Origin of the sequence: Paenibacillus sp. NEAU-GSW1, from assembly GCF_009737085.1 — a bacterium.
GTDB lineage: Bacteria > Bacillota > Bacilli > Paenibacillales > Paenibacillaceae > Pristimantibacillus.
This window is the reverse complement of sequence record NZ_WOVL01000001.1, coordinates 46,370-61,091: the sequence shown is the minus strand read 5'-3', so window position 1 is coordinate 61,091 and position 14,722 is coordinate 46,370. Positions and strand designations below refer to the sequence as shown.

Below are 14,722 nucleotides of genomic sequence, written 5' to 3'. Positions count from 1 at the left end.
CTGCAACACTCTGCGCTTGTTTGCACAACGCCGCTAATTCATTTCACTATTCCGCATTGAATTTGTTCTTGTCGCCGATTTCGACCGACAAATTGATCGACTCGCCGCGGCGAATAACGTTCAGTTCGATTTTATCGCCTACTTTTTTGCTTTGGATCGACTTGATCAAAGCTGCTGTTGATGCCGACTTTTTACCGTCAATGCCGACGATAACATCGTATTGCTTCAAATCGCCCAAGTAAGCCGGCGAGTTATAGTATACGTTTCTAACGATCGAGCCTTCTGCTTTTTCGATACCGAGCTGCGCAGCGATTTCACTCGTTACGTCACCCAGCTCAGCGCCGATAAACGGCAGCGGTTCTTTCGGCACTTCTTGATTGTTTTTCAACGTTTCGAGCACGTTGTTGATCGTGGTTGTCGGAATTGCAAAGCCGATGCCTTGCGCTTGCGAGCTGACAGCCGTGTTAATGCCGATCACTTCGCCTTTTACGTTAAGCAGCGGGCCGCCGGAATTGCCCGGGTTGATCGATGCGTCGGTTTGCAGCAAATGCTCGTAATTGCGCGTCCCTTCTTCGTCTTGAATATCAATCGGACGCTCTTTAGCGCTAAGCACGCCTACAGTTACCGTATGATCGAAACCGTACGGATTGCCGATCGCAACGACCCAATCGCCGATATTGATGTTCTCGGAGCTGCCGAGCGGAAGCGTAGGGAACGCTTTGTCGCCGGTTACTTTCAACACCGCAAGATCAAGCTGATAATCGGAACCAAGGAGCTCAGCTGTAAAAGGCTTGTCGTAGCCTTGCACCGTCACTTCAATTTTGTCGGAGCTGCCGACAACGTGCTGATTGGTCAAAATATAGCCGGTCGAGTCAAAGAAGAATCCAGTGCCGATTCCGCTTGCTTGCAAGTTGTCATCGCTGCCGTTATCCGGCTGCTGCTGAGTGCCCGGATAATCGTCGCCGAAAAATTGACGGAAGAACGGATCGTCCAGAATGCTGCCGCCATTGCTTCGCGTCGACGGCTTTACGAACGTTTCGATCTTTACAACCGCCGGGCTTGCTGTTTCGAACAGCTTAGCAATGTTATCCGGCCTTGCCGCCGCTGCCGCCGCAGTTGTTCCGCTGACGTTTGAATTTGATCCGGTTGAGGAATGGCTGTTCGACTGTCCCGAAGCAAGCGTTTCTTTCCCTTGCGAAAACCAATTCTGCGAGTCCGATGTATACATCAGACCGCCGACAACGAGCACCCCGGCAAGGAACGATAAGAACATTGCACGGAAAGATGTCCGGCGTTTCGGTTCGTTTACTTGCCAGCCGGCTCTCGCGGCTTGCTGATTCGGCTGGAAGGTGCGCAGCGCCGGAGGAGGCGTCGCTTCAACCTGGCCCGCTCCCGCTCCATCATTCGAATCTGTTACGCCGCTTGCCGAAGTGTAATCGGATGCCGCATCCGATGTGGACGATGCGTATGGCGAATAGCTTTCTTGCGGCTTTGCCGACTCGCTTGCAGAACGGTCGGCTGGCTGCGCTTGCGAGCTGTCATCCTGAGGGCGAAACGGGCCGTAGGAATAATAGTAGGAAGTTTTGCTTGAACCTTCAGCCGGCTCGGAAGAAGCGCTCACATCTTTAGACTTGTCCAAATTCTCGGCGCTGTCTTGCCCCTCCTCACGATTGCGGAAAAAATCATCGTATCCATTCTTTTTGTTCTGATCGTCCATAACCGCATTCTCCTCCTAAAAGTTGCGATGCAATCCCTGCTTCGCAAACCAATACTTATCATTGCGCTTCATAAAGCAATCGGCCTCATGCCGACCGCTGTGCATTTTGTTCGTATTCCTATCATGCACATTCTACCTTAAAACAAACTTAAAAGGAATTTAAACGAAAATAAAAAACACCGTCATTTGCCATATGAGTTGAACAAATCGCTTGTTCAGCTATATGGTTCTGACGATGTATTGGTAAAACTAATGGAGCAGCCGCTCCGTCTCGGCTACGATTTCTTTTGCCCGATGAACCCATTTCGACTCGATTTCGGCATCGGGGTCAATCGGCATTTGAAACTGATCGAACAGCGCTCCGGCAACATGGGCAACAGCAGCCGGATCATTGCCTTCATTGTAAAGATGCTTTAATACGTAAGGCTTGCCGATTCGGATAACTGCATCCGGATCGTCAGACGAATCGTCGATGCTGCCGGATATCACTTGGAAAGGCAGCCGCAGCCATACTTTGTTCTCATCATCGAGCGCCCGATCGAATGAACCGTTCGTATAGTCCCAGTTTCCGCCTAGGGAATAATGATGCTGCCCCAGCTTATTATTCAACGTTGTGAAGCGGTCTTGATAGCCTTCCAGCGAAGAAGACAATGGAATCATAAGCAAATATCTCTCCTTACATCAGGAATTTGAACGCTGTTCAAATTCACTCCTTTTTTCGGCGCAACGTCTTCATGCCCCGCAATTAAAGGTGAGTATGCCCCTTATGACAGCCGGCTATCCATTTTTCACCCAGCCTTTGCGATGGGCGAGCACCGCTAACTGGGTACGGTCCTCCAATTCGCATTTCATAAGCAAATTGCTTACATGCGTTTTGACCGTTTTGACGCTTATGTGCAGCTCTTCGCCAATTTCTTTATTGTTCTTGCCTTCCGCGATTAACAGAAGCACTTCCTTTTCCCGTTCGGTCATGCCTTCATCGCCCGTTTGCGCCGTCCGTTGCCGAAGTCCCCTCGTCAGCGCTTGCGATACGTCGGCAGTCATAACCGGCATGCCTCTGAGCGCGCCGTTCAATGCGTAAATCAACTCTTCTGAAGATACTGTTTTGAGCACGTAACTGACAGCGCCCGCTTCAATCGCCGCGTACACCTTGTCATCTTCAAGGAAACTTGTCAGCAAAATAATTTTCATATCCGGATAACGAGAAATAATCGCTTTAGTCGCTTCAATACCATCCATGCCAGGCATCATTAAATCCATCAAAATAAGCTCCGGCATGCCATCCAGATCACCGGCCGACTGCAGCCAATCAAGCGCGGCTTGTCCGCTTCCCGCCTCCGCCACGACTTCAAATTTAGGTTCAAGCATTAAATAGGTGCGCAATCCCGTTCTTACCATATCGTGATCGTCGACGATCATCAATTTTACACAATCATTCCCGCTCATTCCGCACGCTCCCCCGCTATATTTTCGGAATTGTAACTTTAATTCTCGTTCCGCTTCCCGGTTTGCTAATAATTTCCGTCGTTCCCCCAAGCTTTTGCGATCTTTCCTGCATCGTCGACAACCCGTACGAGCCGCGCTTCACTGTCTGAACGCGGAAGCCTGCTCCGTCATCCTGAAGGATTAGCACGGTTTGCCTCTCCGTCTCCGCAAGCGTCAACTCGCAGCTTTTCGCCCCGGCATGCTTGACAACGTTGGCCATCGCTTCCTGAACGATAAGAAACAACTGATGCTCCTTCGCTTCCGTTAACGGCTCCTGAATCCGCCAATCGAAAGTGCCCTGCAGACTGTTCTGCCGGCAATAGTCCGGAAACCATTTGTCCAGCGCTTCCTGAAGCGTCCGGCCCTCCAGCTCTAGCGGCCGAAGCTGGGCGATAAATACGCGCATTTGCTTCTGGGCAAGCGTCGACATTTCGATAAGCTGACTCAATACGGACGCGGCTCGGCCCGGATCGATCTCCTGCAGCTTCGGCAGCGAGGAAGCGCACATATGCATCGCAAACAGCTGCTGGCTGACCGTATCGTGCAAATCGCGCGCGAGCCGCTTGCGCTCCTCAAGCACCGCCGCTTCATTGGAGGCGGCAACCATCACTTGCTCTTCGCCAGCCATCTGCAGCCGTTTCATACGCTCTTGCATTTGGGCAGCGAGCTCATTGAACTCCCGGTACAATTCCATAAAGCTTAAATCTCCGGTTTCCATTATGCGAACCTCATAATTTCCATTATTCGCTTGCTTGATAGCCAGCTGAAGCGTATCAATTCTGCGCTGCAGCCGCTGTCCGGCCCAATATCCGAAGGCGATGCTTACAAGCAGAAAGACGGAAGCGGCGCCAAGCCGCACTTCCGTCTGTCCTGCATCATTCATTAAACCGATCCATACAGCTGCTCCAAGCAGCAGGGAGGCAATCGAGGAAGCCGCAAACATGAGAATCAGTTCCCATTTTCCGCTTCGCAAAAAACGCACCATCATCCGCCGCTACCCCACCTTCGTAACGCGAACGTCGCCAATAAATGTGCTGACCACCAATTTGATTCTCTTGGTCGCTTCTTTATAGTCAGGTGAATAGATATTCATGTTTTTAAACAATCCGCCTTCTTGCTGTCCCAATATTTTTACATCGCCGACAAATGCGCTCGATACGACCTGGATGCCAATTTCGTAATCGTTCGGAACATACACCTTAACATCGCCTATAAAAGAGGAAATGCAAAGCTTTGTTTCGCCGACAGCAATTTGCGCTTTGGTCAAATCGACGACTGTATCTCCAATAAAGTGGGCGATGTTCATCGGTTTGAGCTCCCAATAGTCATGGCCGATATGAATGTCGCCGATAAATCCCGACCGGGTCTGTGCGTTCGGGTCATGATTCCAGTACTCTTCACGGTGATTTTTATGATGATGCTTGTGATAATGCTTTTTACGGTGATGATCCAAATGCTTCTGGTAATGTTTTTTATAAGACGGAACCTCCTCATATTCGGAGGAGTCTTCTTCCTTGTATGAAGATTCAGATTCGTAAGCATGCTGCACATCGTCCTCCGCTTTCGGCTTTGTCGGATCTGGATGCAGCGGCGGCGCCGGCGGCACATGACCGTCGTTGCCGGTGTACGATTTCCACTCATTTTTCGGACTATCATAATTGCTGCTGTCTTTCTTCGGCCTTCTAATCATGTTTATGCCGACTAAAATAATAGCTATCGGCCAAATATAAGAAATAATGTCGCCAATGGACCATGTAAACCAATCCAGGTTATGGCCGAGAAAAACAAAGCCCATTAACATCATGCCGGCTCCCCACCAGCCCGAGGCCGGACCGTTAAAGCCGGTTGTCAGCAACCCTTGCAGCCCTAAAAAAATAAGAATGACAGGCCAATAGGTTGAAAGCAATTGACCGATATTAACGTCAAATTCAATTTGACCCGTCTGCTTTAACAAAAACAGAATACCGATTCCAATGATGAAAATTCCAAAAAGTAGGCGGTTAATAAAAAATTTGTTCATCCGCTTCCAACTCCTGCCTTAACGTTTCACTTTGTAAATTTAGTATAACTAAAGACAGCGGGTTTCAAAAGGGGACGGCCGATTGAACTTTGCCTCCGTCTCTAGACTGAGACAGCGTAAAATCTTGCCATTTCAACGTTTATACCTTACATGTCATGAAACATTACGCATTGCCGTTGACATAGCTGACTTCACCTCATTATAATGGTCAACGGACTGAATAAAAGAGAGAAACCTTACATCATATTTAATAGAATAGGGGAATGCAATGGACATTAATGAACTTTCTCGAGGACTGGATACGATATGGGTCGTCCTGACCGCTGCAATGATCTTGCTGATGGAAGGCGGCTTTGCGTTGCTGGAGGCCGGTTTTGTCCGCCAAAAAAACGCAGTCAGCATCATTATGAAAGTATTCGTCGATATCGCGTTTGGCGCGCTTATCTTTTATATCGTTGGCTTTGGCATCATGTACGGCAAAGATGTCGGCGGCTTATTCGGTGTTAGCGGCTTTCTTATGAAAGGGGACTTGTCCCATATCGCGCTGACGATTTCAAACGAGACTTACTGGCTGTTCCAATGCGCTTTCGTCATTGCCGTTATTTCCATCGTATCCGGCGCGGTTGCCGAACGCATTCATTTCCGCGCGTATATATTACTGACAATTGCAATGACCGGTTTAATATACCCGCTGGCTGGCCACTGGGTTTGGTCGGGCAACGGCTGGCTTGGCAAGCTCGGCATGATCGACTTCGCAGGTTCCGCCGTCATTCACGCGTTGGGCGGGTTTGCGGCATTGGCCGCAGCGATCTTCATCGGCCCGCGCATAGGCAAATTTATGCCGGACGGAAAAATCAACATCGTTCCGCCGTCCAATTTGCCTCTCGCTTCCGTAGGCGCCTTTATTTTATGGTTCGGCTGGTTCGGCTTTAATGCCGGCAGCACGCTAAGCGCGACCCATTCGGGCATTGGCCACATCGCCATTACGACGATGCTGTCAGCAGCATCCGGCGGAGCTACATGCATTCTGTTTACCATGTTCCGCTATAAGAAAGCCGATCCGCCAATGGTCATTAACGGTTCCCTTGCCGGACTGGTCGGCATTACGGCAGGCTGCGCTTTCGTGTCTGACGCCGCAGCAATATTGATCGGCGCCGTATGCGGCGTTGCGATGGTGCTCGCCACTGAATTTCTGGAAGGGAAAAAGGTTGACGACCCTGTCGGCGCCTTTGCCGTGCATGGCATTAGCGGCAGTCTTGGAACGCTTGCTGTCGGCCTGTTCGCCGTACCGGAACTTACTGAAAACGTAGGACAAGGCTATTACGGCTTGTTTTACGGCGGCGGCTGGAGCTTGCTCGGCGTACAAGCGCTTGGTCTTGCGACTGTTGCCGTATGGGGATTCCTCACAAGCTGGGCGGCGCTTTCGGTCATCCGCAAAATGATGCCTGTCCGCGTCTCAAAGGACGAAGAATTGGTCGGTCTCGACGTCGGCATCCACGGCGTTCCCGCATATAGCGCAGACACCGATTTTATCGATTTGGAACAAGTGAAAAGCGGTAATTAATCTCACAAGCAGAACGGCTTCGCCATCTTTGGCGGTGAAAAACATATATAGCAAAAAAAACGTTGTTTCCTTTCGGAAACAACGTTTTTTTCGTGGTGCTGTTCGGTACCTTGTGGTTAGCGCATTTCATTCGCAAGCTCTGAGGATACCGATACGATATCGCTTGGCGACGAGCTTTGTTGAATCGAACGGGCTTTATCGATCTCTTGGCGAAGTTCGCGCACTTTCTCCATCGGCTTCTTCACAAAATGAATGTATTCCACGGCAAGGTGATGATCCGGCTTTCGGCCGGAAAGCAAGCGGCGCAGCGTAGACATCGACTGGTACGCGCGCTCTTCCTTCGCTCTGCGGTTCTCATAGCGTTCAACCATCTGCTCGATCTCCGCGATTTCTTGTTCCTTCTTGGCAACGTAAGCATCTATAAATGGCAGCACTTCAGCAGCCTTGCGATGATGGGCTGCAACATAATTTGTATAAATTATCGGATCCGTCATAACCGTTCACCCATCTTGATATGTCATATTTACTAACATATACAATCATACAATAAACGAGTATCACTTGAAAACTATTTTTTTTCGAACATTACGTGACCGAAATATCCGCTCCGATAACGCCGACTACTTTACCGTCCGCCGAACGAATCGGCACGGCGATCGTCACGCAAAGACGCTTCGTAATCGCCGAGACATAAACGCTCGATTCAAACGATTGCCCCGCCATCCCGCGCTTCCACCACTCTCGTCCCTTCGCATTGACTAGACCGGCTTCTGGCAGCGAGAAAATAAACGAACCATCTTCGCGATTGGACCAAATCGCCTCGATATCGGCCTTCGATCGCAGCATCTCTGTCAGCTTGCGCTGATGGCTTTGCTCATCCAGCACGATCAGCTCCGTTTCAGCCGCAGCATTTCGCAGCCAATTCTGTATAGCCGATGTATCCGTCGTCTTTGCTTTGGCAGCGCTTTGCGTTTGACCGGCCGTTCGCCCTGCATCCGCTTGTTCAATCGCCTTCGATAAATCGGCGGAAGACTTCTGCAAGTTTCTGCCGATCCGATTCAGCTTGCCGATTTGCTCTCGCTGCTTGTCCATCAAATGGAGCGTTCCTTCTACACTAACGAACGTCTCGTTAACGGAATCCACCACATCCTTGAGCATCTCCGTCGTGCCGTTCATATGTATCGTCTGTTCGCGGCTGGCCGAATTCGTCTGGTTCACTAGCTCGTTCACTTCATGAATTCGGGAAAATATAACGTCCATTCGGTCTCTGTTGACGCTCATTTCCGCGATGCCGCGATCGACCGCTCTTCGTTCATTTTCAACCGAGGCAACGACAAGCTTCACGCCTTGCTCAATTTGCTCCACCATCGTGGATGACCGGGTTACAGCAGCGTGGCTTTGCTCCGCAAGCTTCTTGATCTGCTGCGCAACGATCGAGAAGCCGCGGCCGAATTCGCCTGCATGAGCCGCTTCAATCGAAGCGTTGAGCGCGAGCAGCGACGTTTGCGCCACGATTTCTTGAATAAACTGATTGATCTCAGAAATATGCGATGTTTGCTCGATCAGCTGCGTAATATGCTGCTCCATCGCTTTGTTATGCGCGTTCAAATCGTTCATCACTTGATCCGTATTCGTTAACGAACGGACTACGTCGAGCACGATTTCTTTCGTCTCCGCACTCTTCTGATGCAAATGAGCAGAAGCGCCGCTTATTTGCTCTGCGGCCGAAGCGACTTCCTGGAGCGACGAGAACGTTTCCTCGATCCGGCTTGTCGCTTGCTCGCTTCTCTCCCTCAACGCCTTCTCCTGCACGGAGGAAGCATCCGCGATTGCGGTCAAATGGCCTATCGTCTGTTCGACCTCGTCAACAACGGCATTCAGCTGATCGAACAGCACGACCGATTCATTCCGCAGCTGCGTCAACCGGCTGTATTCCTCTTTACTGACCGACTCTGTTAATCCTTCCTGATTACGGCTTGCAAACCAACGATTCAACGGTTTCATGAATGAGTGCTCATCCCTTCTTAACTGCGAATATATTCCGGGTTACCGTATAGATGGAAATATTTATTGTGTAGTATATATCAGCATTCGACAAAAGAAAAGAGGAACCGCCGCGTTCTCGGTTCCTCTCTATGATGTTCATCGTTATTGGTTAACGGTTATTGCTCGTTTTTTTGCGAAGCGTTAGACTGCTTGTTTGCATTCTGGTTGCCAGCAAATTCTTGAGCGAATTCAGCGTTGAATTTGTTGTTTGGTTTTGCTTTGTTTTGCTTATTTTTAGCCATTGTTGTGCTCACCTCCTTATCGCTTCTAGTATGGCAAAGCCGATCTTTATTATGCGTCCGCTATTTACGATTCAAGATAAGCTTGAGGCAGCGTTTTGCTCGCTTCTACGGCCTTGTTCAAATCGTTCAGCCAAGCCTGCGAAAGCTTTCCCGTCCCTTTTCGAAGCACTTGCACCGACACCGATTTTTTGCCCCATTGCTCATATACCTCTTTAACCGTTTCAAAATAGAGATCCAGCCGATGTCCTTTGATCGCTGAACCGGTATCCGCCACGACGCCGTAGCCGTAGCCGGGAATGTACAGCAGCGTGCCGATCGGGAACAGCTTCGTATCGGCTGCTACAGTCGATACTTGTCCCCGGTGCACCTTGACGCCGGAATAGGTAATCCCGTACTGCGGGTGGCCGGGCTTTTTGCCTGTCGACTCTACGCCTGCCGTATAGCCGGTTGCTACAACCTTTACGGTAGCGGGCTCATTCTTCTCTATCGCTTCTTTGAGCGGATGCTTTGGCTCGGCATGCGAAAACGGCGAAGCCGTAAATGCGACGCATGCGAAAATAAGCAGAGCTGCTGCTATTCGTTTCGTTTGTCGAAAAAATAAAAAGCTTGTGACCATTTGGGCTGCTTCCTCCTCAGAAGAATATTTCCCATATGGCACAAGCTTTATTCCAGCTAAAAATTAGATCGTTTTAGATGCAATTTCTTCTTGCAGCATGGCGATCAGTTCAGCAACCGGCTTTGCGCCGATATCGCCTTCGCCGCGCTTGCGGACCGAGACGGAGTTCGTCTGTGCTTCATTATCGCCGACAACGAGCATGTACGGCATTTTCTCAAGCTGCGCTTCGCGGATTTTGTAGCCCAGCTTCTCGTTGCGCAGATCGCTTTCAACGCGAACGCCAGCTTCGCGAAGCTGCTCTTCCACTTGACGGGCATAAGCTTCGTAAGCGGTCGATACCGGAATGATCTTCGCCTGTACAGGCGACAGCCACAGCGGCAGCGCGCCGGCGAAGTTCTCCAGCAAGAACGCGGTCATGCGCTCCATCGTACTGATGATGCCGCGGTGAATAACGACCGGACGATGCTTCTTGCCGTCATCGCCGACATACTCAAGCTCGAAGCGTTCCGGCAGCAGGAAGTCCAGCTGTGCTGTAGACAGCGTCTCTTCTTTGCCGAGCGCCGTTTTGATCTGGACGTCGAGTTTCGGGCCGTAGAATGCAGCCTCGCCTTCTGCTTCGAAGAACGGAAGCCCCAGCTCCTCGACAACCTCGCGCAGCATGCGTTGCGACATTTCCCACATCTCGTCGTTTTGGAAATACTTTTCCGTATCCTGCGGATCGCGGTACGACAAACGGAAACGGTAATCTTTAATGCCGAAGTCCTCGTACACTTTGCGGATCAAGTTCACGACACGGGAGAACTCTTCCTTAATTTGATCCGGACGACAGAAAATATGCGCGTCGTTCAGCGTCATCGCGCGTACGCGGTGAAGGCCGGTGAGCGCTCCGGACATTTCGTAACGATGCATCGTGCCCATTTCCGCAATGCGGACCGGCAAATCGCGGTAGCTTCTCATTTCGCTTTTGAACACCATCATATGATGCGGGCAGTTCATCGGACGGAGAACGAGCTCCTCGTTGTCCAGTTCCATCTTAGGGAACATGTCCTCGCTGTAATGCTCCCAGTGTCCGGACGTTTTGTACAGCTCTACGTTGGCAAGCACCGGCGTATACACATGCTCGTAGCCGAGCTTTTCTTCAAGGTCAACGATATAACGCTCCAGCGTGCGGCGGACTTTAGAGCCATTCGGCAACCATAGCGGCAAGCCTTGTCCAACCTCTTTGGAGAACGTGAACATTTTCAGCTCTTTGCCGAGCTTGCGGTGATCGCGTTTTTTCGCCTCTTCGAGGAAGTGGAGATGCTCGTCCAGCTGCGCTTTTTTAGCGAAGGCTGTGCCGTAAATACGCTGCAGCATTTTGTTCTTCGAATCGCCGCGCCAGTATGCGCCGGCAACGCTAAGCAGTTTAAACGCTTTAATGCGGCCGGTGGAAGGCAAATGCGGTCCGCGGCAAAGGTCAAAAAACTCGCCTTGATCATAGATCGTGAGAACGGTGTCTTCCGGCAAATCGCGGATAAGCTCCAGTTTCAAATTATCGCCGATTTCCGTGAAAATGTTAATCGCTTCCTCACGGCTTACTTCGCGGCGGCGGATATCGACATTTTCATTAATGATGCGTTCCATTTCCTTCTCGAGCTTCGTCAAATCCTCAGGCGTAAGCGATTGGTCCATGTCGATATCGTAATAGAAACCGTCTTCGATAACCGGACCGATGCCGAGCTTAACGTTTGCGTCTTTATAAAGACGCTTAATCGCTTGCGCCAGCAAGTGAGCTGTACTGTGGCGGTATACTTCCAGGCCGTCAGCCGATTCCACGGTAACGATCTCGATAGCTGCGTCGGCGCTAATTGGCGTGTAGACATCAACTACCTTGCCGTTCAGCTTGCCGGCAATCGCATTTTTACGAAGTCCGGGACTGATCGATCCTGCTACTTCTTCAATCGTTGTTCCAGCAGCATATTCACGTACAGCGCCATCTGGAAAAGTAACTTGAATAGACATTTCATTCATCCTTTCTTCTGTTCCACACTGGATTTAAGCATGGCGCGAGGCTGCGGCTTTTTATGTCGCTATCGCATGACGATAACGAACGCCCAAAATGAACGCAAAAAAGCACGCATCCCGCAAAGGGACGAGTGCTTGTATACCCGTGGTTCCACCCTACTTCGACTGCCGCCATCATTCGAGGCGATTTGACTCGCTCTATCGTGAGGCAATCCTTGTAAATCCGATAACGGGGATATCCGGTGCAGCTTACTGGCAATTTATAATTGCGTTCAACCGCACAGCTACAAAGGGGTACATTTGCTCCAGCCATGAAGGAAATTCCAGCCAAGTTTCCTCTCTCTGTACCGGCAGTCGGGCAAATACATGTCTTTGTCGATGCTGTTCGCATTTCTCTTGGTTCATTATAAGGCTTTCGACGGCCGCCGGTCAATAGATGCAGTTGATCCGTTTGCTTCGCCTAATTATGGCTGAACGCCGTTATTAAACGCCTCAAAGCAAGGGTTGCAAGCGCTGCACTGCATGCACACTGAAACGCGGTTGTCAAAAATCGTCTCAATTGTACGAATGACCTGCATATCCGGCTGTCGCGTATGAATCATAATATGTTTGGGAGAGACGGCGATTAACGAGCTTATAACCATATCCTCGATATTCATTTCCGTCTCCAGCATCTCGGCTACCAGTCGGTCGGAATGCGGCTTTGGCTCGAAAAGCTGGAATTTGTCATTGTACATAACGAATTCATGATTTCCTTTGTGCACAAGATGTACGATCGGCACCTTGGAATCTTGAAGTCCGACAAAATATTTAAGCAACGAAATAAATTCTTGATATTGCTTGTCGAGAACATATTCATCCAGCGCATACTCTACAATTTCAGTCAGTTCCTTGCGATAGAGGCGCAGCCTGAACGTCGTTAAGCCGGTTAAATCCAGCCTGCTGTTTTCCTGTAAGAAGGACTTGATTTCGTCTGCTACTTTCGTTTTTCTGCGCTGGCGGTCCGCATCGAGAAATTTCGTGCCAAGTCCATCCCATTCTTTGCCGTGAAGCAGCTCATGGCAATATTTTTCAATCAAATGCGCTTCCGCAGAATAGCTGTTGCGGTATTTGCGGCGTATGATCGTCGCTAATATTTGCGTTTCCATATGCGAAATAATAAATTCGGCAATCGCCTTGGATGCGGCGCGATATACAACCGGGCTGTGCTCGCTTAATCGGAAATTAGGCAGAAGCCCCATGCAATTTATTCGGCTTCCATTTATTTCAGACAGTAAAGTAAACTGTATAAGCTGGCCATTTGGCTCCTCTGCTGCTTCGATATGTAAATCCTTACATACGCAATCTTCCAGCATTTTAACAAAATTGGCTGCTTCATGCTCCATTGACTGAGGCAGTGTTACTGTAAACAGCTCCATGAGCTCACCCCTTTCATTTCCCTTATCAGTATATGGCCCATGAAGGGGGGATATACGATGAAGAGTATTGGGAAGTAAAGTCATGTCGCTAGAGTAAAGGGCTGAATTTATTTCAGCCCCTCCTCATCAAACCGTACGTGAGGTTTTCCCTCATACGGCTTTCCGATGTTCGTCTTTCATGGGCATGCAGATTACAATAGCGTCTTTAATCCTAACTGTCTTGTTATGAATTTCACTTCAGCAAACGATCCCATCCAATTTCTTCGCTGTCTCTTCTTGGGCATACCATCGGGTGAATCGTTGCAGGGCACGCATTAATAAAAAGACGGACGCCAAGTAAACTTAGGCGTCCGTCCTGTATTTGAAATTTAATTATGATATTAGTTCTGCATAATGAAGTCTTGCGCGACAGTATCTGCCTCGTTGTACACTTTTAAGATATTGTATTTCGTGTCGCGTTGAGCCGGGATTTTGCCCGATTCTCGAATGAGCTTGAGAATAAGCTCGATGTTTACTTTATGCGTGGTACCGGCCGCAGATACGACATTTTCCTCGATCATCGTGCTGCCGAAATCATTGCAGCCGTACGAAAGCGAGAGCTTGCCCATTTCAGGTCCCATCGTTACCCAGGAGGATTGGAAATTGTCGATATTGTCCAGCATAATCCGGCTGACCGCGACCATTTTCAAATATTCCTCAGGCTTCGATTTTTCACGTTTCATGTTCGTATTGTCCGGTTGGAACGGCCAGGAAATAAATGCCAAGAACCCTGTCGAATCGTAGCCGTTAGCGATGCATTCATCCTGCGCGTCGCGGACGCGGAGCAAATGGAGCGCACGCTCCTCCATCGTCTCGCCAAAGCCGTATACCATCGTGGCCGTCGTGTTCATGCCGTGGCGATGCGCCGATTTCATAACGTCCATCCAATCGGTCCACGAGCCTTTCATCCGGCTAATTTTGCGGCGCGTGCGGTCATCCAAAATTTCTGCGCCGCCGCCCGGCAGCGAATCAAGCCCCGCTTCTTTCAGCTGGCGCACCACTTCGTCAAGCGAAAGGCCGTTCGAAACTTGCACCATTTTTTGAATTTCTGCAGGCGAGAAGGAGTGCATCGTAATCGATGGGAAATTCGCTTTAATTTTGCGAAGCAAGTCGGTATAGTAAGTGAACGGCAGATCCGGGTTCGTGCCGCCCTGCATCAAAATTTCCGTTCCGCCGACATCGATCGTTTCCTGAATTTTGCTCAGTACGACTTCATCCGGAAGCACGTAGCCTTCCTTCGAGCCCGGCGCGCGGTAAAATGCGCAAAACCGGCAGTAAACGTCGCATATATTCGTATAGTTTACATTCCGTCCCACTACGAACGTCGTTATCGGATCAGGATGCCTTCTCAGCATCAATTGGTTGGCGACATGCCCCATTTTCTCGATTTCGTCGGATTCGAAGAGCGTGACGCACTCCTCCAAATCAATCCGCTTGCCGCTAAGCGCTTTTTCCAAAATATCATTAACCGTTGCCATTGCAAGGCACCTCCTCATTTAAACCGTTCATCGCATATGAGTTCATCGTATCATAAGTGCTTCTGCTCCGTCACCCCTGATCATGTGGCAATT

13 protein-coding genes are annotated in these 14,722 nt (G+C 49.9%); 1 reads left to right on the top strand and 12 read right to left on the bottom strand.

The annotated features are described in order from the left end of the window. Positions 1 to 46: 46 nt before the first annotated feature. From GOM71_RS00265 to liaF, 5 genes are all read right to left on the bottom strand, one after another. Complete coding sequence (locus tag GOM71_RS00265) at positions 47 to 1,717, bottom strand: S1C family serine protease (RefSeq protein WP_156277191.1); 1,671 nt, start codon at positions 1,715 to 1,717, stop codon at positions 47 to 49. A 249-nt stretch (positions 1,718 to 1,966) separates the two neighbouring features. After that, complete coding sequence (locus GOM71_RS00260; RefSeq protein WP_156277189.1) at positions 1,967 to 2,377, bottom strand: YugN family protein; 411 nt, start codon at positions 2,375 to 2,377, stop codon at positions 1,967 to 1,969. A 117-nt stretch (positions 2,378 to 2,494) separates the two neighbouring features. After that, complete coding sequence (locus GOM71_RS00255; protein WP_156277187.1) at positions 2,495 to 3,163, bottom strand: response regulator; 669 nt, start codon at positions 3,161 to 3,163, stop codon at positions 2,495 to 2,497. A 16-nt stretch (positions 3,164 to 3,179) separates the two neighbouring features. After that, positions 3,180 to 4,190 carry a sensor histidine kinase gene (locus GOM71_RS00250; RefSeq protein WP_156277185.1) on the bottom strand — a complete coding sequence of 337 codons (1,011 nt, stop codon included), beginning with the start codon at positions 4,188 to 4,190 and terminating at the stop codon, positions 3,180 to 3,182. Positions 4,191 to 4,196: 6 nt separating this feature from the next. After that, the gene (liaF, locus tag GOM71_RS00245) at positions 4,197 to 5,222 is read right to left on the bottom strand and encodes a cell wall-active antibiotics response protein LiaF (RefSeq protein WP_156277183.1); all 1,026 of its coding nucleotides are present in this window, start codon (positions 5,220 to 5,222) and stop codon (positions 4,197 to 4,199) included. A gap of 268 nt (positions 5,223 to 5,490) precedes the next feature. On the opposite strand from liaF, the gene GOM71_RS00240 reads away from it, so the two are divergent. Continuing rightward, positions 5,491 to 6,786 (top strand): ammonium transporter, encoded by a 1,296-nt coding sequence (locus tag GOM71_RS00240; RefSeq protein WP_156277181.1) that lies wholly within the window; start codon positions 5,491 to 5,493, stop codon positions 6,784 to 6,786. Between the two features lie 116 nt (positions 6,787 to 6,902). Here the strand turns inward: GOM71_RS00240 and GOM71_RS00235 are convergent, their stop codons facing one another. From GOM71_RS00235 to mqnC, 7 genes are all read right to left on the bottom strand, one after another. Further along, positions 6,903 to 7,280 carry a hypothetical protein gene (locus tag GOM71_RS00235; protein WP_156277179.1) on the bottom strand — a complete coding sequence of 126 codons (378 nt, stop codon included), beginning with the start codon at positions 7,278 to 7,280 and terminating at the stop codon, positions 6,903 to 6,905. A 91-nt stretch (positions 7,281 to 7,371) separates the two neighbouring features. Continuing rightward, positions 7,372 to 8,790: a methyl-accepting chemotaxis protein gene (locus GOM71_RS00230; protein ID WP_156277177.1), complete on the bottom strand. Its 1,419-nt coding sequence runs from the start codon at positions 8,788 to 8,790 to the stop codon at positions 7,372 to 7,374. 158 nt (positions 8,791 to 8,948) lie between these two features. Next, positions 8,949 to 9,074: a hypothetical protein gene (locus GOM71_RS24635; protein WP_301539590.1), complete on the bottom strand. Its 126-nt coding sequence runs from the start codon at positions 9,072 to 9,074 to the stop codon at positions 8,949 to 8,951. A 64-nt stretch (positions 9,075 to 9,138) separates the two neighbouring features. Next, positions 9,139 to 9,690, bottom strand: coding sequence for a 3D domain-containing protein (locus GOM71_RS00225; protein WP_156277175.1), 552 nt, complete (start codon positions 9,688 to 9,690; stop codon positions 9,139 to 9,141). A 63-nt stretch (positions 9,691 to 9,753) separates the two neighbouring features. Next, a complete protein-coding gene (gene thrS / locus GOM71_RS00220) occupies positions 9,754 to 11,691 on the bottom strand; it encodes a threonine--tRNA ligase (RefSeq protein WP_156277173.1) in 1,938 nt (645 codons plus the stop codon). A 467-nt stretch (positions 11,692 to 12,158) separates the two neighbouring features. Further along, a complete protein-coding gene (locus tag GOM71_RS00215; RefSeq protein WP_173275013.1) occupies positions 12,159 to 13,112 on the bottom strand; it encodes a putative sporulation protein YtxC in 954 nt (317 codons plus the stop codon). A 380-nt stretch (positions 13,113 to 13,492) separates the two neighbouring features. Then, positions 13,493 to 14,629 (bottom strand): cyclic dehypoxanthinyl futalosine synthase, encoded by a 1,137-nt coding sequence (gene mqnC / locus GOM71_RS00210; RefSeq protein ID WP_156277169.1) that lies wholly within the window; start codon positions 14,627 to 14,629, stop codon positions 13,493 to 13,495. Positions 14,630 to 14,722: the final 93 nt, after the last annotated feature.

Excerpts from the sequence above, each read along its gene's own strand:
- GOM71_RS00225 (WP_156277175.1), bottom strand. The coding sequence starts at position 9,690 with ATGGTCACAAGCTTTTTATTTTTTCGACAAACGAAACGAATAGCAGCA.
- GOM71_RS24635 (WP_301539590.1), bottom strand. The coding sequence starts at position 9,074 with ATGGCTAAAAATAAGCAAAACAAAGCAAAACCAAACAACAAATTCAAC.
- GOM71_RS00230 (WP_156277177.1), bottom strand. The coding sequence starts at position 8,790 with ATGAAACCGTTGAATCGTTGGTTTGCAAGCCGTAATCAGGAAGGATTA.
- GOM71_RS00215 (WP_173275013.1), bottom strand. The coding sequence starts at position 13,112 with ATGGAGCTGTTTACAGTAACACTGCCTCAGTCAATGGAGCATGAAGCA.
- liaF (WP_156277183.1), bottom strand. The coding sequence starts at position 5,222 with ATGAACAAATTTTTTATTAACCGCCTACTTTTTGGAATTTTCATCATT.
- GOM71_RS00240 (WP_156277181.1), top strand. The coding sequence starts at position 5,491 with ATGGACATTAATGAACTTTCTCGAGGACTGGATACGATATGGGTCGTC.
- GOM71_RS00255 (WP_156277187.1), bottom strand. The coding sequence starts at position 3,163 with ATGAGCGGGAATGATTGTGTAAAATTGATGATCGTCGACGATCACGAT.
- thrS (WP_156277173.1), bottom strand. The coding sequence starts at position 11,691 with ATGTCTATTCAAGTTACTTTTCCAGATGGCGCTGTACGTGAATATGCT.
- GOM71_RS00260 (WP_156277189.1), bottom strand. The coding sequence starts at position 2,377 with ATGATTCCATTGTCTTCTTCGCTGGAAGGCTATCAAGACCGCTTCACA.
- mqnC (WP_156277169.1), bottom strand. The coding sequence starts at position 14,629 with ATGGCAACGGTTAATGATATTTTGGAAAAAGCGCTTAGCGGCAAGCGG.
- GOM71_RS00250 (WP_156277185.1), bottom strand. The coding sequence starts at position 4,190 with ATGATGGTGCGTTTTTTGCGAAGCGGAAAATGGGAACTGATTCTCATG.
- GOM71_RS00235 (WP_156277179.1), bottom strand. The coding sequence starts at position 7,280 with ATGACGGATCCGATAATTTATACAAATTATGTTGCAGCCCATCATCGC.
- GOM71_RS00265 (WP_156277191.1), bottom strand. The coding sequence starts at position 1,717 with ATGGACGATCAGAACAAAAAGAATGGATACGATGATTTTTTCCGCAAT.